We start from the raw sequence: 21,856 nt of genomic DNA, 5'->3' as shown, positions 1-21,856 counted from the left end.
GAAACTATTTATTAAGCAGTTTAATTAAATAGAACTTGAATCATTAATTTTAAAAGACATAGATTAAGGTGGCACGGCTTTTGTTTGAATCGAATCCTGAATTATGCATTTAAAAACAATTGAATCGCATGATAATGCAATTTATCAATTATTTTAAAAAATAAGGTTCTAAAAACGGTATTTGTAATTTTGATAAAATTTTTTTTATAAAGTTAAAAAGAGATGTCAACATTTCTAAAAAATCTGGATGTAAAAATGAACACTTGATGAATCATGCGAGAAATTTAATATCATGAGAAATATGATTCATATGAAAAAAAGTAATGTTCATAATATCGAAAGTTAACAGAAAAAAGTTAAAAAAATATTAAAAAGGAAAAAATAGAATTTAGAATGGAAGACTTGCATATCTGCTGTGTAAGCTGAATGAATTAGTATTCCAATTTACTATTTTTCCAAAAGAGTTTCTAGAACTAGTCGGATCTGCGCAAACCCAAGTGTCGCCAATTAAAACTTGAGCCCATACGTGACCGTATGTACTTCCACTTGAGAATCTACATGTTCCATGAACATATCTAGCTGCAAGACCTGCTGTTCTATACATAGCAACTAACAAGTGTGCTTGGTCAACACAGTTACCTCTTCCTGCATTTAAAGTACCTAAAGCTCCAAATTTGGTATCATAGTAGAAACTATATGAGATTGAGTCTCTTACATAGTTAAAGATTGCTTCAGCCTTAGCATAGTCACTGGTCAAACCACTAGTTAATGAAGTAACTTTTGATTTGATCTTAGAGTTTCCAACTTGACAGTTGGTGGTTGCTTTAAGATACTGGGCTAAATTTGTAGCTGTATTCTTTTCAGTTACACCTTTGATATAGTTTGAAACTGTGATTGAAACAGATGCTGATGTTGAATTAGGAAGGTATTCGTTGTTACCATCAAATTTAACGGTGACATCATATTTTCCTACAGGAGCGGTTGCTTTAATTGTAGCAATTCCGTTTGAGGCAGTAGTGCCAGTGTATGTTTTAGAATTGATAATTACTTTAATAGTTTGTCCTGAAATTGCATTTCCATTCAAATCGGTTAACAACACTTTAAATGTTTGTGGTGAACCTGAAAATGAAGACCCGCTTTTCCAAGTAAGCATTGAATCACTTCTTAGTTTTACTTCAATAGGAGTAATTGCGGACTTTGCATTAACTTTTGATTCCTTATTGAGTGAATATTTAACAGTGTAGTTACCAAGTTCCAATTTTATAGGAAGTGAGGCAATTCCATTATTATTGGTAGTTCTGGTATAATTTTTACCGTCTACTTCAAAAGTGATTGTTCTTTTAGCTAAAGCAACACCTCCAGCTGTAGCAGCTACTTTGAATGGAGTACCTGCCCCGTAACCAAAGGTTGTAGTACTTTTTACGGTCAGCACTGAATTTTTGGTAGTGAGTACTGTGACCAGATAATTGGCTTTTGAAGCTTTGTAATTGGTTGTTCCTGAAAATGTGTATTTGACTTTATATACACCTTTTTTCAAGGACGGCAATTTAAGATAAACTACCCCTTTACTATTTGTCTTTTTAGTGTAGGTTTTTCCATTGATTTTGATTTTAATTATTTTTTTAGAAGTTGGAGCATAACCTAAACTATTCTTTAATGTGACTTTGATTTTTTTAGTATCGCTTTTAAGGAAAGTATAGTGTTTTGTTATTAATTCAGTGGATACTCTTTTGTAAACTTTAATTTTAAAAGTCTTATAGGATCCATCTGTATTATAACAGAAAATTGTATAAGTTCCTTTTTTAAGATTTTTCACTGATAAGCTTGCTTTACCATTAGTGTTAGTTTTTACTTTGTAAATTTTACCTTTAAGTTTAAATTTAATAGTTTTTTTAGCTAATGCCTTACCGTTGCTCTTATAAAATTTGGCGGTGAATTTCTTGTTGTCACCGGCGACTTTCTTAAGAGTGGTTGCACTGACTGTCGGCAAAATCTTGAAAGTAGTTGTAACCTTGTATCCTGTTAATGGATCGATTGATGTAATCTTATAAGTTCCCGGCTTTAAGTTAACCGGAATGCTTGCCACACCATTAGCATTAGTCTTTTTGGTGTAGGATTTTCCATTAACAATAATAGTCACATCTCTATTTGCTAAAACGTTACCATAACTATCATAGAATGTAGCACTATATTGTGTACTTCCTTTATAGTATTTTGTGATATCTGCTGCCTTGATAGTAGATAAGACTTCTATTGTGGAAGTCAGATTACTGCTTGCTGCATATAAATCATCACCTGCAAAATAAACAGTTGCGCTGTATTTTCCAGGTGCCAATGTTAAATTCAAGCTGGCAACACCATTATCATCGGTATTAGCAATATAACTTACATCATTAATTACAAAATTAACAGTTTTGTTCGCCAATGTATTATTTGAATCAGTATCTTTCAGGGTTACATTGTAGGATCCCTGATAATATATAGTATTTGTTGGCTCAGTTAATTCTGTCTGATTTTTACTATCTTCTTCTAAAACAATTTCTTCATTGTCAGTTGATAAAGTATTTGAATTAACAGATTCTATGTCACTAGTTTGACTTTCACTTTCAAGTTGAATTAGATCATCGCTAGAACTTGCCATATTTGAATCTGTTATATTAACATCACTTGCTTGAATTGCACTGATTGATAAAATACAAACCAATGCCAAAAGCATAGTGAGTAATATTTTTTTGTTCAAAATATTTTACCTCCATTTTAGAATTTTTTTATAGTATCCGTGAGATTAAACTCACTTCACCAATATTTATTACAAATATCTTATATAAACCTTTTTATTAGCTAAATCGTTTTAAAATTACTTAATTTTAAAAAATAAGCTTAATAATTCATAAATATTATGTTTATAGACAATATTTATTTGAATTTGACTATAAAAAGATTAAAATATATGAAATAATATTTTAACAACTAAAAGTATTTAAAAAGCTAAATAATGATTTAAGTAATTATAATATAAAAATACCTACAATTTATAAGTATTTTAGGATAATTAATTGATTTAATACTGATTATAAATAAAATAGCTATATTTAATACAGTTTAATTCAAATCAAACACTTTTAATCAAATTAATTATTTTTTTGCATTTTTCATGATAATAAGCTATTTAAATCTCAAAAACAATTAAAAAAATATGGAAAATTCAACTAAAGAAATTAAGAATTCGATAGAAAAAATTTATCGCCGATTGGATAAAGTTTCACCTGTTGACTTTGACTGCGGAAAATTATGTGGTGAAATATGCTGTGTCTTTGACAGTGAGGAATACCCTAATGAAGATCTTGCACTATTCCTTATGCCAGGTGAAGAGTTGATGTATGAAGGCAGCGATGAATTTGAACTGTACTATATTGATGCAAAAGAGTTGGATTTTCCCCATTCATGGAAAGGCGATGTTTGTCTTGTTAAATGCATAAATCCCCCAAGATGCGACAGAAGCATTAGGCCAATACAATGCAGGACATTTCCTTTGGTGCCACACATATCCAAAAATGGCGATTTCCATCTGGTATTGGACGCAAGTGAATTTCCATATGAATGCCCAATTGTCGAAAGGCATATCCGCTTCAGGGATGATTTTCTCACAGAAACATATGAGGTATGGAAAATACTTATTAAAAATCCTCTTGTGTATGACTTTGTCGATATGGACTCAAGAAGAAGGGAGAACAGAAAAATCGATTTTGAGATTGTCATATGAATTTTTCCTATCAAATCATTAAATAATTTATATATTAAAATATAATCTTGAATTTTCTATTCAATTTTATTGACTGCACATGCAATTTAAATTAATTGCCATCAAAACCATTACATTAACTAATCATACATCATACGAGAATAATAAAATCTGAAATTTTTTCAAATTATTTAATAATCAGATTGATATAATATATTATCATGATTAGAAAACTATTATTTTTTCTTTTGGCATTGACCATAGTGATGGGAGCGGTAAGCGCAATTGACTCATCAAATTGGACAACAGCCACTGTGGGATACGAGGAATTCAAAATACCTCCGGAATACAAAAATCCATATAAGAGCGACTTTCATATGTATGAGTTTGATGAGGATATTGATGTTTTCACAGTTCGCTATGTCAATCCTGCAATAATAGATTTGTACGGATACTTCATTGAACACTGCCAGGCCAAAAAAGTCAAGGTTGCAGGACATGATGCCGTCCACTTTACCGAGTATGATAGGCATGACGATGCAAACAACTCAAAATTATGGTTTTCAGCAGGAGAGGAATTCTACTATATTACATGGAGAGGAACTAAAATAACCCCGACAATAAAGGAAGTGGTCAAATCCGCATCCGATTCCAAATTCACCCATAAGGAGTTCTATGATATTTTAAATGATGAATATAAGAACTACAAGCTTATAAAATCAATGGAATCACGAGGATATGATTATCCAACAAGAGACAGCGGACACCATTCATTCGTATCCGTTGGAAGCAATGGAGTCAATTTTGGAGTAATGAATTAACATTAAAAAAATGATTGGACCAGTTTCCAATCTATCTCTTCTATTTCATTTTCCCTTAAAAATTCATTAGCCAATTTAAAATGATTGCATCCGAAAAATCCTCGTCTGGCTGAGAATGGTGAAGGGTGTGATGTAATTAAAACCAGATGATTCGGATTTGTAATCAATTCTTTTTTCTTTTCGGCCTGTTTTCCCCAAAGCAAGAATACAATCGGTTGTTTTTGATTGTTCAATATTTTTATTACATTGTCTGTGAAAGTCTGCCAACCGCATTTGCTGTGGGAGTTAGCATTGCCGTCTTCAACTGTCAAAACGGTATTCAGTAAAAATACTCCCTGCTTTGCCCATTTTTCAAGACAGCCTGATTCAGGAATGGGATAATCGTATTCGGCATTTATCTCTTTGAATATGTTTTTCAGTGATCTTGGAATTGGCCTGCCATCGGGTGTTGAAAATGCAAGGCCATGTGCCTGGCCGGCTTCATGATAAGGGTCCTGGCCCAGAATAACCACCTTAACCTTGCTTAATGGAGTGAACTTAAAAGCGTTGAATATCTCATCATATGGAGGATAAATCATTTTAGTTTCATATTCACGGTCTACAAAATCCTTGACTTTCAAAAAATAGTCCTTATTAAATTCATCCTCTAAAGCCAAATCCCAGTCATTTCCAATCATGATTTAATTCCTTTCTATTTTTCCTGAACAATCTTGCCGCTCATATGCTCAATTGTTATCTCGAAGACCTCAGTTCTATCCAAAAGTCTTGAAATTTCATTAACGGTATCCTCATGGGTTGGGAAAAACTTATCTCCCAAATGTGTAAGCTTGTCAATCTTTTCTGCATTATCAGGGAGAGTCCGGATTTTTCCAAAAACAATTACGCTTTTGAATATATAAGACCAGCCATCCCTGTTTTTGACTCCCTTATCCATCACGCAATATGAAACCTTGTCATATTTCTCAACAGCATCGTTTTTGTGACCTTCCATTGCTCCATGAAAGTATATCTTTCCGTCAACATATACATGAGACATGGGAAGTGCATAAGGATAGTCATAATCGCCCAATAGAGCCAATACGCCCCTAGGCTCATTAGTCAATATGTCTATACATTCATCCCTTGAAAGCTCCTGCTTATGTCTTCTCATCTTTCTAAACTGCATACAAATCCCAAATTAAAAAAATAGATTATGTTTAAAGAATCATGACTAAAAATATTATGAAAATGCAAATCAGACAAAGGCAGCACCCACCACTAAATGAATTATTGCTTTTAGATTGATTACTTGAGGCATGATTCAAATTGGTTTGATTACGTGAAGCATGATTTGAATTAGTTTGATTATTTGAGGCATGATTCAAATTGGTTTGCTTAATTGTGTATTTTTCATTATTTTCATATACATCTATAAGCTTAACCGCTACCCATACTGATCTGATTATGCTAATCAACGTTGATACGAGTGTAAAACTGATCATTTGTGTTGTGGGGCCGCTTAACCCATATATTCCATATATTATAAAGTAAAAAATCCATGGAACCTCATATGTAATTCCTTCCAAAATCCAATTCCTATTATTGTGCTTAAATCCTATATAAAGGAATCCAAGCCCATTTAGGAAAAATATAAATGAAAGGATTACCCACCACGAATTTTTAATCTTTTCTGTCAGATTCATGTCTATTCTAGAACGTTACTGTTTCCGGTTTCGATTTTTTCAACCACTTTCTGGCCTTCATCAGCCATGTCACTAAACATGTTTATGGTTTCTTTCATTTGAGGCAATGCCTGAATCTTATAATTGCTCACATCATCAATGGCCTGCAACGCTTCTGCAAAAGCAGCCTTTAAAACATCAGGGGAAATCATGGCTTCGGCACTGTGCTTTTGAATTTCACTGCCTTGCTCCTTAAGCATGTGGGAAGTGGTCTCGATGATGTTTTCTGTAGTCTGGTTTAAGATAGTTATCTTGTCCATAACAATTTTCTGGTCGTAAAGCGCACTTGCAACCATTACACCAGTCCTTAAAGCTGATACGGTTACTGTCTTTGCACGATTGACTCCACGAATCAGTTCCTTATTGTTACGTCTGATTACATTAAGTGAAACAATTCCCTGCTGATTAACAACAATCATCTGTTGCATATCCATGATTCTTTGCCTTAATGGGAAGAGTATCTCTTCACGAACAAAATCTATTTTGCTTTGCTCGACACCTTCAATTTCAGCAGACTGAATTTGGGCTTCGATTGATGCATCCATCTGTTTTCCTAGTTCGATATCGGCAAGAAGCTTGTTAGTCACTTCTCTTAAGTATGTTTCTTCATTTAAAAGTGTGGTATTGTCATTTTGCAATACTTTGCTGCTTTTGTCGAGGGATTCGACAATGTCAGATATGGCTCCTTCAGCTTTTTCATATTTTGCAAAGTATTTTCTGACAGGATTCATCAGATTTCCGATAACTCCCTTTTTAGTAAAATCGACTCTGCTTGGATCCAAATCTTTCATCTGTTTGTTCAGTTCAATCAATTGGTCACCAATATTGTCTGCATCCTTTCCGCCTTTTGTCAAATCAACGAATCTTGTTGCCAACATTTCATTATGGGATGCGGAACGTGACATTTCATTTAATCCAAAATTATCAAGAGGTTTTAATATTCCTTCCCTTTCCTGAGGATTGTTAAGGTCTGCATCAAATATTGCCTGTGCGTTATCGCCTGCTTGAGTTTTGAGATTTGAATCTTCCAATTTTTCCTTTTCGACATTTATTGACTTTTCAACATCTTCTTTAATACCATCTATATCAAGTGAGAATTCAGCCATTTGCATCACCCATTAATTTAAATAATCAATTTTATTTTTATCAATTTGTTCTGTATAAGAATCTATAACTTTTCCATCTTTTATAATTTCTACTGTTACATGGTCAGGATCAGGTAATTTATATGTTGTGTAGAATCCGAAACCAAGTGCATAGTCACTGTCATAATATATGTTTTCCAAAGTTTCTGTCTCATGACCTATTTCCGAACCTTTTGTATCATAATAAGTTGTCTTAATATTATATTTTTTTAAGTCACCAGGAACACTGTTAAATATTGCTTCAGTATATAGTGTATAGCTTTTTTTGCCTGAATCACTATCCCATCCACCTACACCAGTTATTGTTAAATCAACAGTATGTGAATCATTAGCAACTTTTTCCGGAGATTTATTGCTGTCTCCAAAACCTGAAGACAGGATGAATGCTCCCCCAATAACCAATATGGCGACTATCAATATTATAAATATTGTTGGAAGCGGAAAGTTATTTAACATTCCACCGCTTTGCTGAGCGTCAAGAGTGTATCCGCAGTCCATACAAAATCTTGCATCATCAGGCAATTCCTTACCGCAATTTGGACAAATCTTACTCATCGTATCACCTAATAGTCTTTTACGGATTCAATTAAATCTTCCATATCATCCAATAGATTTTTAACTTCATCAGTCGATTCGTTTGAAGAACTGATATTGATTACCAGCTCGTTTGTCAAATCTTCGATTTGATTGATGATCTTTTTCATTGCATCAATCTTTCCTTTAATTTCCTCCTGAACCCGTGGTGTGTCTTCAGCGGCCAAATTAATAATGTTTTGTGCCGCATCTGATTGGACATAAAATAACTTATGACAATGGTCTATCGAGGAGATGAATTTGTCGTAAGTGATTTGAGGGGGTTCAAAACGTTTTTCAATCAATTCACGCACTACCTCTTCCCTAACATTGAACAGCACATTCAAGTTGCTGATTTCTTTTTCATATCTTTTCAAAGATTCCAATCCTGCGGATTCATCAGCGGCAGTTACCTGAACTGGAGTTTCCACTTTTTTGGGTTCCTCAACCTGTTTTTTAACAGTATATTTGGCATATTTCGTATGAGTGAAGATATAAAATAGATAAAGTAGAGGCAATATAATCAGAACTAAAATCAGGAACATCCCAAATATGTTTTTTGAATATGTAATTGGGATAGCTATTGAAATCAAAACTACATAATATAATCCCAATATCCATGGTAGTGATTCATGGACTAATAAAACATCTTTAATACCACCAAAACCTCTTTTTAACCTAATTTGTGATGCTGATTTTGATTCGGGAGCATACTGCAAAATTTCATTGTCATTTAAAATGTTTTGCTTAGGTTCCACTATGAATCTCACATCAGACAATGTTTCACTACACTTGAGAAGATTTCCTTCACTATCATAGGCCTTGAAGTCCTTGATGGTCAATGGTGTAGTTAATCGTTTTATCTCTTTTGATTTTGGAGTTCCAATAGACATTTATATTTACTCCGTTATTTGGTAAGAATATATATAGATGTAAATGCTTTTAAATATTTGTATTTAACTTGTTATTATCATTCAAACTCTTTTTCCAAAAGAATTGTGACAGGCCCGTTATTTAGTAAACTGACCTTCATGAATGCTCCGAATTCTCCGGTTTCAACTTCAACGAATTCACTGCATTTTTCAGTGAAATAATCAAACAGTTCAGTTGCCTTGTCCGGAGCCAATGCCTTGTGAAATGATGGCCTGTTCTTTTTAGTGTGAGCGTATAAAGTGAATTGCGGAACCAGTAAAAGCTTCCCTCCGATATCCATTACGGATTTGTTCATCCTGCCCTCATCATCATGGAATATCCTTAATTTGGCAAGCCTTCGAGCCAAATAATCCGCCTCTTTTGTGGTGTCGCTTTCGCCAAAGCCAACCAAAACCATCAAACCATCTTCAATTTCACCGCATATTTTACCATCCACTTCCACACTAGCTGAAGTTACCCTTTGAACGACAAGTTTCATTTTAATCACCTTTTGAAAATTCACCTAAATAATTAACGGGTTCACCATTTTTAGCCCTGACATAATATTCTGTAGCTGCAGTAAACAGGACATCACTTGCTGAGTTAAGAGCCGTTTCAAAGGAATCCTGAATTACGCTGATTATAAATCCTACCGCAACGACCTGCATTGAAATGTCCTGACTGATGCCGAACAGTGAACAGGTCAATGGTATTAGCAGCAATGATCCTCCGACAACGCCTGAAGCGCAGCATGCTGCCAATGTAGTTACCACACATAAAAGAATTGCCCATGAAAAATGAACCGGAATTCCCATCGTATGACAGGCAACAAGAGTCATGATTGCAATGGTTACGGCAGCCCCATTAGTATTTATTGTTGAACCTAACGGAATGGTAACCGAATAGAAATCCCTATCAAGACCCAGCTTTTCACATAATTGCATATTGATTGGAATGTTTGCGGCAGAGCTTCTTGAGAAAAATGCTGTTACTCCGCTTTCCTTAAAGCATGTGAAAACCAATGGAAAAGGGTTTCTTTTTATAAGCAGAACAGTAATTAATGGATTGATTATAAATGCCATGATAAGGATGCATCCAACAATCAAGAATATAAGCTCGCCGTATTGTGAAAAAATACTCAAACCGCTCTCACAAACGGAGGTGAACACCAAACCCATTACTCCTATTGGCGCGAATTGAATGATAAAATAAACGATTTTGGAAAACACTTCAGCAATATCACTTAGTAAATCTTTTGTTGTGTCACTAGCTACCATTCTTAAAGCGATTCCAATAATTATGGACCAGAATAATATTCCGAGATACTCCCCTTCAGACAATGATTTTATTGGATTGGAAAAAATCTTCAAAACCATTCCGCCTAGTATATCCGCAAGTCCTCCCGGAGAAGCCGCTGTGCTGGCTGCGGATAAGTGAATGCTTATAGGGAATATGAAACATGCCACAGTTGCAACAACTGCAGCAATAAAATTCATCAGCAAAAATATTGCAATGATAATCTTAAATTTAGAGCCCACTCCAGTTTTTGCTTGAGAGATAGCCGAAGCTACCAAAATAAAAACTAAAAGTGGTGCAATTGATTTTAGGGCTTCTACAAATACCTTTCCAAAAAAGCCAATGAATGACCATTGGGGGACAATTATTCCTAAAATGACACCGACAATCATTCCTATTATGATTTTTAAAATAAGGCTTGATTCAGTCCATTTTTGAATAAAACTCATCGAATACCCCTATAACTCCAAATGAGTTAAAACTTCCTTGGTTGCATCTCTAACAGTATCTGCAGCTTTTAAAAATTCTTTCTTTTCAATGTCATTCATATGAATTGGAACGATCATTGCAACACCCCTTTTGGTAATTACTGCCGGAACTCCAAGAGAAACATCCTCAACCCTTTCAATCTCAGCATCCAAATAGCTGCTTACAGTCAAAACCCTATGGGAATCTGTAAGAATTGTGGACATAAGATTTGAAATTGCAAAAGCAGGACCATACTCTGTAGCTCCTTTTTTAGATATAATGGTGTTTCCTGCACGTCTTAATCGTTCTACTAATCCAGTGATATCCAAATCAACATACTCTACGAAATATTTCAATGGTATACCGCCGATTGTTGTCGAACTTAAAAGAGGAACCATATGGTCCCCATGCTCTCCAATAACCCTGGTATGCACTTCAGAACTGTTAATGTCAATTTGTCTTGAGAAATAATTTTTTAATCTTAATGAATCCAAGTGGTTACCAACCCCTATTACCTTACTCTTTTTAAATCCTGATGCCTTGAGAGCTATTGTTGTCATTACATCTACAGGATTGGTTGCAACCAATATGATTGAATCTGGAGAATATTCCGCTATCTTTTCAGAATAAAAACTTACAATATTTGCATTGGGAATAGCAAGGTCAAGTCTTTTCATGCCTTTTTTTCTAGGGGTTCCCGCAGCAATAAGCACAATGGCCGAACCGGCAAGATCATTAAAGTCAGAACTTGGTGTTAATCTGCAATCGATATCACGTGCGGCCAGAGCATCGTACATATCATAAGTTTCTCCCTTTGCCTTATCAAGACTTTTAGGCCTTGAAAACATTACAATCTCATCAACTGTATCTTCACGTGCAAGAGTAAATGCGACATTTTTTCCAATGATTCCAGTTGATCCAATAATACTTACCTTTACCATAAAATTATATTGGTTTTTAATATAAAAATAACTTACTAATATAATTCAAAACTGTGAAATTGAATATTAAATTTGTAAAAAATTAAATTTAATAAATATAATTTATTTCAATATTAGTATCTGTTCATGTTACAATAGATTTATATTTAAATCAAAATATAATAATAATCATGGCAGATGAAGATTTAAAACTTGAAACCAAATGTTATGACGCTAACGAATATGGATATCTTTATGGATTGAACAAAAGAATTCCGGATGAGGAGTTCGAAAAGGTAAAGCCATATTTTAGAAACTTCAGAAGAATGGATTTTAAAGAAGGCAATATACAGGTTACCGGAAGACCTGAAGGATGGAGATGCCTTGAAAAGGACGTCAGTAAAGTTGAAGAGATTCTTGGAATTACAAATACATTGGAGTCAAGACAAAATAAAGTGAAAGAAGCATTTGCCGATCCGATAAAAAAAGCGAATTTAATTGACCAGTCATACGAATGGTTGAAGATGCTGTTTGAAAAGACAGGTACAAGACCTGAACAGGACCTTTCAAGACTAGCAGTACATTCAACTAAAATCTACGACCCTCAAGACAGCTTCAAAAAAGGATTTTCAAAAGGAGAGGGTGAATTGTTCATATATACTCCTCATGGAATGTGGTATATCATAAACAATTGTGGTGAATATTCAGACAAATCCTTGAATAACGTTAATACACCTCAAGGAGGAGCAGTTGGCCATAGATTAATGTATGATGATTTGATTGACCGATTGATTAGAATCTACACAGAAGAGAATCTATATACCGGTGAGAAATTATTTTAACAGTAGGTGACCATCATATGCAAAAGATAATAAATTCACATTGTCACATTTATCCTGAAAAAATTGCAGATAAGGCCGTTTTAGGAATAAGGAATTTCTACGATTTGGACATGTCCTTAAATGGCAAATTGGATGACTTGTTAAGGGACGGGAATGAAGTTGGTGTGACACATTACCTTGTACATTCCGTAGCAACAACACCAAAGCAGGTCAAATCAATAAATGAATTCATTGCTCAAGCAGTAAATACACATCCCGATTTGTTTACCGGTTTTGGAACCCTTCATCCAGACAGTGATGACATCCAGGGAGATTTTGACTATCTGATTGAATTGGGTTTGAAAGGAGTCAAGCTGCATCCTGATTTCCAACAGTTCGCCATGAATGAGGAACGTGCATTCAGGATAGGTGAAGTGGTAAGCAAAGCAAATGTTCCAATGCTTGTCCACTGCGGTGACTTCAGATACAACTATTCAAATCCCAAACAGATCAAGCCGTTTTTAGAAAAGTTTCCGGAAATCACATTTATTGGAGCTCATTTTGCCGGATGGAGCATGTGGGAAGAGGCCACTCGCCAACTATCTGATTTTGAAAATCTTTATGTTGACTTAAGCTCAAGCCTATATGCACTGACACCAGAAACCGCACTGGAATTGATTCATGCATATGGTGCAGATAAGGTGCTGTGGGGAACCGACTATCCGATGTGGGAATCCGTCAGTGAAATGGAATACTTCAAAAAAATTGACTTGACCGATAAGGAAAGGCAGCAAATACTTTATGAAAATGCTGCAAAATTACTAAAACTAGAATGATTCAGTTGACTACAAACTGTAGCCAACAAACTTGATGGTTACAACAGTAGCCATCTCAAAAATATTATTGTTTTTTAAATGCATTTACTGCAGGTGGAGTCAATAAACCCTTTTCAATCATTTCATTGACTTCATCCATGCCAAACCATCCATATTCATCATGTTCTTCACTTATTGTAACTTCATCGCTGTCACAAGTAACCTTCATTATCAGCTGAATTGATTTGACCTTTTCAGAGGTTTTACAAGCAGTATAATCATTTCTCACAACATTATATAATGAGACAATATCAATTTCAAGGCCAGTTTCCTCAAGGTATTCCCTTTTTAGAGCCTCATCGAAAAATTCGCATTTCTTGACCTTGCCTCCAGGAATTTCCCATTTTCCTGCGTCATGTGCTGATTTGGACCTCACCTTTAAAAGCAGAAATTTACCATCATATTCACATATTCCCCTTACTGTCAATCCCCACATTGTACTCATAATATCACTGAATCCTTCAATAATCATTGCCTGAAAATAATTAAAAAAAATAAGTAAAAGGGAATGGAATCCCTATTCTTTCATCGCTTTTTCTACTGCAACGGCCACAGCCACTGAGGCTCCAACCATTGGGTTGTTTCCCATGCCTATTAATCCCATCATTTCCACGTGAGCAGGAACTGATGAGGATCCGGCAAACTGAGCATCTGAATGCATTCTTCCTAAAGTGTCTGTCATACCATAGGAAGCAGGCCCTGCTGCCATGTTGTCTGGGTGTAATGTTCTTCCTGTTCCTCCTCCTGAAGCAACTGAGAAGTACTTTTTACCCTGTAACAGGCATTCTTTCTTGTATGTTCCGGCTACAGGATGTTGGAAACGTGTAGGGTTTGTTGAATTACCTGTAATTGATACGTCAACGCCTTCAAGATGCATGATTGCAACACCTTCACGCACATCATCGGCACCGTAACATCTTACCTTTGCCCTTTCACCGTCGGAGTAGGCTTTCTCTTTAACTACCTTCACTTCTCCTGTAAAGTAGTCGAATTCTGTCTCGACATGGGTGAATCCGTTTATTCTTGAAATGATTAATGCAGCATCCTTACCAAGTCCGTTTAAAATTACCCTTAAAGGTTTTTGGCGCACTTCGTTTGCTGAATTTGCAATACCTATTGCCCCTTCAGCTGCTGCAAAACTTTCATGACCTGCAAGAAATGCAAAGCATTCACTTTCATCACTTAAAAGCATTGAAGCCAAATTACCATGGCCCAAACCAACTTGCCTGTCATCAGCTACACTTCCAGGAATGCAGAATGCCTGCAGTCCTTCACCGATTGCCTTTGCAGCGTCTGATGCCTTTGTGCATCCTTGCTTAATTGCTATTGCTGCACCTAGTGTGTATGCCCAGCAGGCGTTTTCAAAGCAAATAGGTTGGACGCCCTTAACGATTTCATATGGGTCAAATCCCTTGTCAAGACATATCTGTTTTGCTTCTTCAAGGTCTTTAATATCATATTTTTCCAAAACAGGAATGATTTGATCAATTCTTCTTTCATAACTTTCAAATAAACTCATTGCAATCACTCCTTCCTCGGGTCTATTTTTTTGGCTGCATCATCAAATCTTCCGTATTGGCCTGTTGCCTTTTCAATGGCTTCCATCGGGTCAACGCCATCCTTGATTTGATCAAGCATTACGCCTAAGTTAATGTATTTGTAACCTATTATTTCATCATCTTCGTCAAGCCCGATTTCGGTAATGTATCCTTCAGTTAACTCAAGATATCTTGGACCTTTGGCTTTTGTTGAATGAATTGTTCCAACTTGGCTTCTGTGGCCTTTTCCTAAGTCTTCAAGGCCGGCACCAATCTGAAGACCGCCTTCTGAAAATGCAGATTGGGTTCTTCCGTAAACAATTTGTAAGAATAATTCACGCATTGCGGTGTTGATTGCATCACAGACCAAATCTGTGTTTAATGCTTCAAGGATTGTTTTGCCGACAAGTATTTCGCCCGCCATTGCAGCGGAGTGTGTCATTCCAGAACATCCTAAGGTTTCCACCAATGCTTCTTCAATGATTCCTTCCTTAACATTTAATGTCAATTTGCAGCATCCCTGCTGAGGCGCACACCATCCGATTCCATGGGTAAATCCGGAAATATCACTTACTTGCTTTGCTTTTACCCATTTACCTTCTTCAGGTATTGGAGCCGGGTCGTGATTTGCGCCTTTTTTTACCTGACACATATTTTCAATTTCTGTTGAATATATCATCTTCTTTCTCCAAAACTTTTTTTGTTGGTTTAATATATCTGTTTTTTTATTAATGTATTTTTGCAAAAATATTTCAAATTACCCACTGGCATATAGACTACTTCATTTCCAATTGCACTAACCGAGGCAAAGTACGCTTATCTTGAAATTATAATTAATTTAAATGGAACAATAACAATAGCAACCAATATTATTGAAGCGGTCATGAATAATTTTAGTGGAAAATCTTAATTAGTTTTTATTACAAAATTAAAGTCATGAAAATATTCATTAGTGAAGATGATTTCAAAGAAATTGCCTTAAAAACAAAAGATGATTTGGTTGATTGCTGTAAAAAACTAGATATTGAAATCGTTTCTGATATTTCAAAAGCAGATATTATTTTTTCAATTGGAGGAGATGGAACATTTCTAAATACTGCAAAACTTACAAACAAACCGCTCATCGGGATAAATACCGGAACATTGGGCTATCTTACTGAAGTCAATCCCGACGAGTTGGAAAAGGATTTGAAAAATATCCTGAATGGCAATTATACAATTGAAAACAGAATGATGGTGGAAGGTAAAATCATTAAATCCAATGGCGATGAGATAATCATTCCTGAATCATTAAATGAAATTGCAATTTCCAAAAACGTGAACGGCGTAGTGAGGTTTGATGCAATTGTCAATGACAAACTGATCACTTCATATATTGCCGACGGCATATTAGTATGTACACCAACAGGTTCAACAGCATATAATTTATCCTGTGGCGGTCCGATTGTCGACCCGACTGCCGAAATATTGATTCTAACACCAATAGCTCCACATACAGTGCTCAACAAAAGCATAGTCCTTTCAAAAAAATCAATCATCAAAATAAAAATAACAGAACTGAGGGAAAATACATCCGCTTACGTTCTAAATGACGGCATTCCAAACAAACTGGAAAGCGGAGATATGGTGGAGATTAAAAAATCAGACAAAATTACAAAAATAATAAAATTAGAGGATAGAAGTTTTGTTGATACAGTTCGTGAAAACCTCAGTTAACCGTAATGCAGTCATTGGGACATATTGCCATACATACCTTACAGCTTTTGCATACCTGGGCATCACGGACGGTTGAAACATCATCCACAATAATCAATACATTGTTGGGACATGCGATAGTGCATTTCTCGCATCCTCCACAGTCATCTGTGTTGATTTCAATGTGTGAATCCTCAACAACCTCTTCCTTTTTTTCTTTCTTGTTTCTTTTAAACAAAGAGCCTAAACCCATATTAAATCCCCTTACCAACTAAAAAAAGAGATTACATATGAAGTAACTCTTCAGAAATTCCATAATCACTATAGTTTTGAGCGATTCTGTCGACTGTACCGTCCTTGAACATTTCATCCAATGTTTTTTGAACCTGGTCTCTCAACTCATCGTTTCCTTTTTTGAATGCGACACCGTATTTTTCATGTGTAACATGTTCGTCAAGTATCTTGAAATCAGCGTCGTGGAATCTTTCAGTTATTCGATAGTTCGCAGACGGATAATCCATAATGACCGCATCACATACTCCTGAGCCAAGGTCCATTAATGCGGTGTCATCATCTCCAATCTTATTGATTTCTGAAAATAAATCTTTTAATGTTTTATTGTTCTGGATTGCATTATATGCACTGCTTTCACTCTGGACCTCTAAAACCTTGCCATTCAAATCATCAATAGAATCAATTCCGGAATTAGATTTTACGACAATGACTTGGGAACTGTTAAAGTAAGGATCTGACCATGTATAATCATCTTCCCTTCCGTCAATTGTAAATTCACTCCATATACAGTCAATCTCATTTGCATTGAGTTCAACCTCTTTGCTTTCCCAATCGATAATTGGTTGAGCCTTGAATGTCCAGTTATTTCTTTTTGCGACTTCCTTTGCAAGGTCTAAATCAAAACCTATATATTCACCATTGGCATCCTTATATCCGAATGGTGGAAACTCACTAAATCCTACAACAAATGTTTTTTGGTCATTTGTTGAATCTGAGGTGTTGCTACCATCTAAAAATCCAAATAAACCTTCGGCACTGACTGCGCCCACCATTAAAAATGTGGCCAGAATCAATGCGAAAACTAAAATTATTTTTTTATTCATATTTTACCCCTTTAGCAAATATAAGTTATATAATCTTCAAATATTTCTGTAAAATTAAGTATGTATTTTAGTTTATATAAATTTTGAGTAAAAAAAAGAAAAAAAATAATTGTTGAATAGGTTTAGAATTTCAAACCTAATTCATAAGCTTCTTTTAATTTGTCTTCCTGCTCTTCGGCAACAATGCCTGCTGGACCTGCGCTTCCTGCATCCACATGTCCAATCACTTCATATCCCATGAAGGTGAATGGTGAGAATTTGGTAAGTTCAATGTATTGCTCGTAGGTTCCTTCAGGCTGGTTTTCAGTGAATATCAGTGCAGCTTTTCCGGATAAGCTTTTATCTGGGTTTTGACCGATTGCATAGAACCTGTCAATAATCAGTTTACCCTGTGCGGACATTTGGCCGTAATAGATTGGTGTTGCAAAGATTACTCCATCGGCAGCTACCAAATCGTCAATGATTTTGTTTCCGTCGTCTGCCCTTACGCATTCCGGGTTTTCAGCACAGTACATACATGCTTTACATGGTGCAATATCACATTTTTCAAGGTAGTATTTGACTACTTCGCCGCCGTTTTCTTCAATACCTTTTATCATTTCATCCATCAATACGTCACAGTTTCCACCTACACGTGGACTTGCTTGAAGTGCTATAATTTTCATTTTAAACAATCTCCTAATATATTAATTAAAGATATATAGTTTAATTATTAAATAAGTTATTGTCAAGTGGTTCAAATGGTTAAAATTTCTGTCATAATTCCTGTTTACAATGATGAAAAGTATATTAGAGAATGTTTGGATAGCATAGCGAATCAGACATTAAATGATATTGAAATCATCTGCATAAATGACGGATCAACCGACAGTTCATTGGAAATCCTAAATGAATATTCCAATGACAACCGAATTGTAATCATTAACCAGCCAAATCAGGGCTCTGCGATTGCACGAAATAATGGATTGGATATTGCTCAAGGAGAATATATAGGATTTTTGGATGCCGATGACATTTATATCGACAGTAAATCCCTGGAAATGATGTTCAATGCGGCTAAAGAAAATGATGCAGATATGGTTTCTGCAAATCTCAAATTTTTGACACAAAAAAGAGAAATCGTTTCAAATCCTCATTATGACAGAGGAACATTCAATTATTTCAGCGAGAAATGCGAAATTGGTCCTGATGAATATGGCATTCCATTTTATTTTTATAAGAATTTATTTAAATCCGATTTGTTAACAGACATCAGATTTCCCAATCTGTTGAGAGGCCAGGACCCCATATTCCTTTCAAAGGTCCTGTCAAGGGTTGACAGGATTTACGGTGTTCCAATTGATTTTTACGGGTATATGGTACCGACATCTTTCAATAAACTGGATTCATACACTAAAAAATATCACTACATCTGCCAATACAGGGCATGCATTGACATATTAAACAAATCAGGTCTGTTTGAGACTTCAGATAAGTATATGCATAACCTGATGATGTATTTGAATGGCAATATAGATGTTGATGTTTATGATATTGTCTGTGAAGTCTTTGACGAGAAGTATTTTGAAGGCTGCAAATCAGAATACGAATCCTTTAAAAGATCTAACATCCTAAACAAGATTCTTGCAGAAAACACACAGGAATATTTCCTGAAGGCCAAAGGGGAATTGAACCTTAAGCAAGATTCATTAACAGAATATAAAATAGGTTTATTTAAATCGGAATTGGATTCAAAGGAAGAGGAATACAATAAGCTACTCAGTGAAAATGAAAGGCTTAAAAAAGAATATGAACTGGAAAAATCATTCAATGAAGAGGTTACCGGCTCAAAATCTTGGAAAGTGATGAACAAATTTAGAAGGATGAGGGGCTGAAAATATGGTTAAAATATCTGTTATTGTTCCCGTTTATAATGTCGGAGACTATCTTGAGGAATGCCTGAATCACATCATTAACCAGACTTTCAAAGATATTGAAATCATCTGCATCAATGACGGGTCAACAGACAACTCCCCGGACATTTTAAGGGAATTTGGCGAAAAGGATAATCGCATTCAAATCATCAATCAAAAAAATCGGGGCCTTGGCGCTACCCGAAACAGGGGACTGGAACTGTCAAAAGGTGATTATGTCTACTTTATGGATGGAGATGATTATCTGGAACTGACTGCCCTTGAAGAGTTGTATGATTTGTCTGAGAAATATGATCTTGATTTTGCAATGTTCAGGCTCAATAACTTTTATGAAACAAAAAAAGAGACAACATCCGATGAATATTATACCATGCCCTACCTAAAAAGACGTGTTGGAGAAAACGTGTTTGATTACTCAGATGTTGAGGATATGGCTTTAAGGCTGGCCGTAAATTCCCCCTGTAATTTTTTTAAAGGGGAATTCGTTAGGGATTTAAGGTTTCCGGAAGGTTTACTGTTTGAGGATAATGTGTTTTTCGCAAAAGCCCTTTTTAAAGCTAAAAAGATATATTTTTACGATAAAATCCTATACAACAGAAGAGTGCGTGAGGATTCACTCTCAAACAAGTTTTCAATAAGAGTGTTGGATACTATAGACATATCAGACCTGCTGATTGACCTTATTAATGAATACGGATACGTCCAATATAAGAAAACATTATACAACAGAATCTTTTCAAACATCTATACCACATTTGAAAATACATCAAAAGACAATAAGCCTGAACTGTTTTTGGAAATGAGGAGAAGATATCTGAAATTTACAGACAAATGGCAAAGAGATGACTATTTTAATAATAACCTGCCAAAACGCCTCAAACATATATATGACAGTGCAATTCTATCCCACAGCAGTGATGAGTTTGAATTGAGAGTCAAAATATATGAGGAACAAAGAAAGATTAATAAACTAAAAAAAGAAAATAAAAGAATTGAAAATGAACTTGGAAAAATTAAAAAGGAAAACGATCTTATAAAATCCTCAAAGGGATTTAAACTCATCAGAAAATAGTGTTAACATGAAATTATCAAAATCAAAAATAAATACCTACCTGAAATGCCCATTGGAATTCAAATTTCAGTATATTGATGAAATTGAAGTCGAACCGAACAAATACATGGTTTTAGGTAGCGATGTCCATTCAGTGGCCGAGACATTTGCAGACAAGTTTGGAGATGAGCTTGAGAAGGTAAATATTCAAAATGAGCTTGTCAAGATTGCCAACGATTTGGAAATGGGACCCGATATCGCCGATCATGTAGACAATTTGGGATTGTTTTTTAAGGAAGTATTCGTTGACAATGACTATAAGCTATTCAGCCAGGAGGAATACCTGCATGATGAGAATCATCGCTTTTCCGGAATATGCGACATAATTCTAGAAGATGAAAATGGAGATTTGGTCGTTATTGATTATAAAACCAGCGATTCAGGTAAATTTTCAAGATATCGTCTGGAACTGTGCTATTATAAATTGCTTGTTGAAAATGTATATGACAGGAATGTTTCAAGCGTCGGAATATTCTTTACAAAAAACGGGCGTTTGAGATTGCTTGATGTATGTGAAGAGGACAACAAACGCAAATATTTAAACTCAACTGAAATCAATGAAGCTATTGACACTTTCTACAAGGTACGATATCAAGTAAATAAGGGAAATTTTTATCCTAAAAGACAGTTCTTATGCAGATTCTGCACTTACAAAGATATCTGCGATGAATATTACTAGATTACTCTTTTTAATATCAAATTTTAAAAAAATTAAGGGAGAAGGATAATAATAATATTTTTATATTACCATTATCCCATTTGCCGCATCCATAATGCAGCAATACTGGATATACTATATATCCATATTTTTCTTGTTATAACTAAATCGATGTTTCTAATTTGTCTATTCCTGATTTAGTATTTTAGACAGCCAAAAAACAATACCTTGTATAATTAATAAGATTTCCGAGTGGAAGTAGTGGATTATTGGAAATTATTAAATTTTAAATTATATCGAGATATTAATTTCAAAGACCCCATTGTTACTTCAATAGAGTAACATAAATAGTGCCAACACCTAAATTGGCAAATGTTTTTTGGCCATGATAATAATTGGACTTTAATGATTTGAACCACCCCACCCTAAAAGAGGGTGGGGATTCCTGAATTTTTTTCACTTAATAATGGTTAATTTAAGTATTTTTTCAGGCTATCTCCGTTGAACCAGCGGTTTAGAATATTAATTG

Annotated in this window: 24 protein-coding genes; 8 read left to right on the top strand and 16 right to left on the bottom strand. The window is 35.0% G+C overall.

Going from position 1 to position 21,856, the window contains the following annotated elements; translation table 11 throughout:
- Nucleotides 1-388: 388 nt before the first annotated feature.
- Nucleotides 389-2,740 (bottom strand): Ig-like domain repeat protein, encoded by a 2,352-nt coding sequence (locus QZN27_RS02205; protein ID WP_296783046.1) that lies wholly within the window; start codon nt 2,738-2,740, stop codon nt 389-391.
- Between the two features lie 456 nt (nt 2,741-3,196).
- Between QZN27_RS02205 and QZN27_RS02200 the strand changes: the two genes are divergently transcribed.
- Together QZN27_RS02200 and QZN27_RS02195 are read left to right on the top strand one after the other, a co-directional pair.
- The gene (locus tag QZN27_RS02200; protein WP_296783043.1) at nt 3,197-3,763 is read left to right on the top strand and encodes a hypothetical protein; all 567 of its coding nucleotides are present in this window, start codon (nt 3,197-3,199) and stop codon (nt 3,761-3,763) included.
- Between the two features lie 200 nt (nt 3,764-3,963).
- Nucleotides 3,964-4,563 (top strand): hypothetical protein, encoded by a 600-nt coding sequence (locus QZN27_RS02195; protein ID WP_296783040.1) that lies wholly within the window; start codon nt 3,964-3,966, stop codon nt 4,561-4,563.
- 2 nt (nt 4,564-4,565) lie between these two features.
- On the opposite strand, the gene ung is transcribed toward QZN27_RS02195, so the two are convergent.
- The 9 genes from ung to QZN27_RS02150 form a co-directional block, all read right to left on the bottom strand.
- Nucleotides 4,566-5,240, bottom strand: coding sequence for a uracil-DNA glycosylase (gene ung / locus QZN27_RS02190; RefSeq protein ID WP_296783037.1), 675 nt, complete (start codon nt 5,238-5,240; stop codon nt 4,566-4,568).
- Nucleotides 5,241-5,254: 14 nt separating this feature from the next.
- On the bottom strand, nt 5,255-5,728 hold the full coding sequence (locus QZN27_RS02185) for a pyridoxamine 5'-phosphate oxidase family protein (RefSeq protein WP_296783035.1): 474 nt from the start codon (nt 5,726-5,728) through the stop codon (nt 5,255-5,257).
- A 31-nt stretch (nt 5,729-5,759) separates the two neighbouring features.
- A complete protein-coding gene (locus tag QZN27_RS02180) occupies nt 5,760-6,128 on the bottom strand; it encodes a hypothetical protein (RefSeq protein WP_296783032.1) in 369 nt (122 codons plus the stop codon).
- A 119-nt stretch (nt 6,129-6,247) separates the two neighbouring features.
- Nucleotides 6,248-7,390 carry a toxic anion resistance protein gene (locus tag QZN27_RS02175; protein WP_296783029.1) on the bottom strand — a complete coding sequence of 381 codons (1,143 nt, stop codon included), beginning with the start codon at nt 7,388-7,390 and terminating at the stop codon, nt 6,248-6,250.
- A gap of 12 nt (nt 7,391-7,402) precedes the next feature.
- Complete coding sequence (locus tag QZN27_RS02170) at nt 7,403-7,984, bottom strand: zinc ribbon domain-containing protein (RefSeq protein WP_296783026.1); 582 nt, start codon at nt 7,982-7,984, stop codon at nt 7,403-7,405.
- Nucleotides 7,985-7,992: 8 nt separating this feature from the next.
- Complete coding sequence (locus QZN27_RS02165) at nt 7,993-8,895, bottom strand: hypothetical protein (RefSeq protein WP_296783024.1); 903 nt, start codon at nt 8,893-8,895, stop codon at nt 7,993-7,995.
- A gap of 77 nt (nt 8,896-8,972) precedes the next feature.
- A complete protein-coding gene (gene dtd / locus QZN27_RS02160; protein ID WP_296783023.1) occupies nt 8,973-9,413 on the bottom strand; it encodes a D-aminoacyl-tRNA deacylase in 441 nt (146 codons plus the stop codon).
- Between the two features lies 1 nt (nt 9,414).
- Nucleotides 9,415-10,659 (bottom strand): serine/threonine transporter SstT, encoded by a 1,245-nt coding sequence (gene sstT, locus QZN27_RS02155; RefSeq protein WP_296783021.1) that lies wholly within the window; start codon nt 10,657-10,659, stop codon nt 9,415-9,417.
- Nucleotides 10,660-10,668: 9 nt separating this feature from the next.
- On the bottom strand, nt 10,669-11,619 hold the full coding sequence (locus QZN27_RS02150) for a malate dehydrogenase (protein WP_296783019.1): 951 nt from the start codon (nt 11,617-11,619) through the stop codon (nt 10,669-10,671).
- Nucleotides 11,620-11,789: 170 nt separating this feature from the next.
- Between QZN27_RS02150 and QZN27_RS02145 the strand changes: the two genes are divergently transcribed.
- Complete coding sequence (locus tag QZN27_RS02145; RefSeq protein WP_296783018.1) at nt 11,790-12,440, top strand: type I restriction-modification enzyme R subunit C-terminal domain-containing protein; 651 nt, start codon at nt 11,790-11,792, stop codon at nt 12,438-12,440.
- Between the two features lie 17 nt (nt 12,441-12,457).
- Nucleotides 12,458-13,255: an amidohydrolase family protein gene (locus QZN27_RS02140; RefSeq protein WP_296783017.1), complete on the top strand. Its 798-nt coding sequence runs from the start codon at nt 12,458-12,460 to the stop codon at nt 13,253-13,255.
- A gap of 64 nt (nt 13,256-13,319) precedes the next feature.
- On the opposite strand, the gene QZN27_RS02135 is transcribed toward QZN27_RS02140, so the two are convergent.
- The 3 genes from QZN27_RS02135 to QZN27_RS02125 are packed head-to-tail and all read right to left on the bottom strand — an operon-like array spanning nt 13,320 to nt 15,511.
- Nucleotides 13,320-13,766 carry an NUDIX domain-containing protein gene (locus QZN27_RS02135; RefSeq protein WP_296783016.1) on the bottom strand — a complete coding sequence of 149 codons (447 nt, stop codon included), beginning with the start codon at nt 13,764-13,766 and terminating at the stop codon, nt 13,320-13,322.
- 45 nt (nt 13,767-13,811) lie between these two features.
- On the bottom strand, nt 13,812-14,813 hold the full coding sequence (locus QZN27_RS02130; protein WP_296783014.1) for a GGGtGRT protein: 1,002 nt from the start codon (nt 14,811-14,813) through the stop codon (nt 13,812-13,814).
- A gap of 5 nt (nt 14,814-14,818) precedes the next feature.
- Nucleotides 14,819-15,511, bottom strand: coding sequence for an iron-sulfur cluster assembly scaffold protein (locus QZN27_RS02125; protein WP_292887916.1), 693 nt, complete (start codon nt 15,509-15,511; stop codon nt 14,819-14,821).
- 257 nt (nt 15,512-15,768) lie between these two features.
- Between QZN27_RS02125 and QZN27_RS02120 the strand changes: the two genes are divergently transcribed.
- On the top strand, nt 15,769-16,548 hold the full coding sequence (locus QZN27_RS02120) for an NAD(+)/NADH kinase (protein ID WP_296783004.1): 780 nt from the start codon (nt 15,769-15,771) through the stop codon (nt 16,546-16,548).
- On the opposite strand, the gene QZN27_RS02115 is transcribed toward QZN27_RS02120, so the two are convergent.
- The 3 genes from QZN27_RS02115 to QZN27_RS02105 form a co-directional block, all read right to left on the bottom strand.
- Nucleotides 16,541-16,780: a 4Fe-4S binding protein gene (locus QZN27_RS02115; protein WP_296782996.1), complete on the bottom strand. Its 240-nt coding sequence runs from the start codon at nt 16,778-16,780 to the stop codon at nt 16,541-16,543. The genes QZN27_RS02120 and QZN27_RS02115 overlap by 8 nt on opposite strands.
- Before the next feature lie 31 nt (nt 16,781-16,811).
- Nucleotides 16,812-17,645 (bottom strand): amino acid ABC transporter substrate-binding protein, encoded by an 834-nt coding sequence (locus tag QZN27_RS02110; RefSeq protein WP_296782989.1) that lies wholly within the window; start codon nt 17,643-17,645, stop codon nt 16,812-16,814.
- 122 nt (nt 17,646-17,767) lie between these two features.
- Nucleotides 17,768-18,310: a flavodoxin family protein gene (locus QZN27_RS02105; protein ID WP_296782984.1), complete on the bottom strand. Its 543-nt coding sequence runs from the start codon at nt 18,308-18,310 to the stop codon at nt 17,768-17,770.
- A gap of 75 nt (nt 18,311-18,385) precedes the next feature.
- Between QZN27_RS02105 and QZN27_RS02100 the strand changes: the two genes are divergently transcribed.
- From QZN27_RS02100 to QZN27_RS02090, 3 genes are read left to right on the top strand one after another with little or no spacing between them, the layout of a single operon-like run.
- On the top strand, nt 18,386-19,519 hold the full coding sequence (locus tag QZN27_RS02100; RefSeq protein ID WP_296782982.1) for a glycosyltransferase family A protein: 1,134 nt from the start codon (nt 18,386-18,388) through the stop codon (nt 19,517-19,519).
- A gap of 4 nt (nt 19,520-19,523) precedes the next feature.
- Nucleotides 19,524-20,630: a glycosyltransferase gene (locus QZN27_RS02095; RefSeq protein ID WP_296782980.1), complete on the top strand. Its 1,107-nt coding sequence runs from the start codon at nt 19,524-19,526 to the stop codon at nt 20,628-20,630.
- Between the two features lie 7 nt (nt 20,631-20,637).
- Nucleotides 20,638-21,348 carry a PD-(D/E)XK nuclease family protein gene (locus tag QZN27_RS02090; RefSeq protein ID WP_296782973.1) on the top strand — a complete coding sequence of 237 codons (711 nt, stop codon included), beginning with the start codon at nt 20,638-20,640 and terminating at the stop codon, nt 21,346-21,348.
- The last annotated feature ends 508 nt before the right edge of the window (nt 21,349-21,856 follow it).

The sequence above is a fragment of the uncultured Methanobrevibacter sp. genome (assembly GCF_900316895.1).
Taxonomy (GTDB): domain Archaea; phylum Methanobacteriota; class Methanobacteria; order Methanobacteriales; family Methanobacteriaceae; genus Methanocatella.
This window is presented reverse-complemented; position numbering and strand designations above follow the sequence as displayed.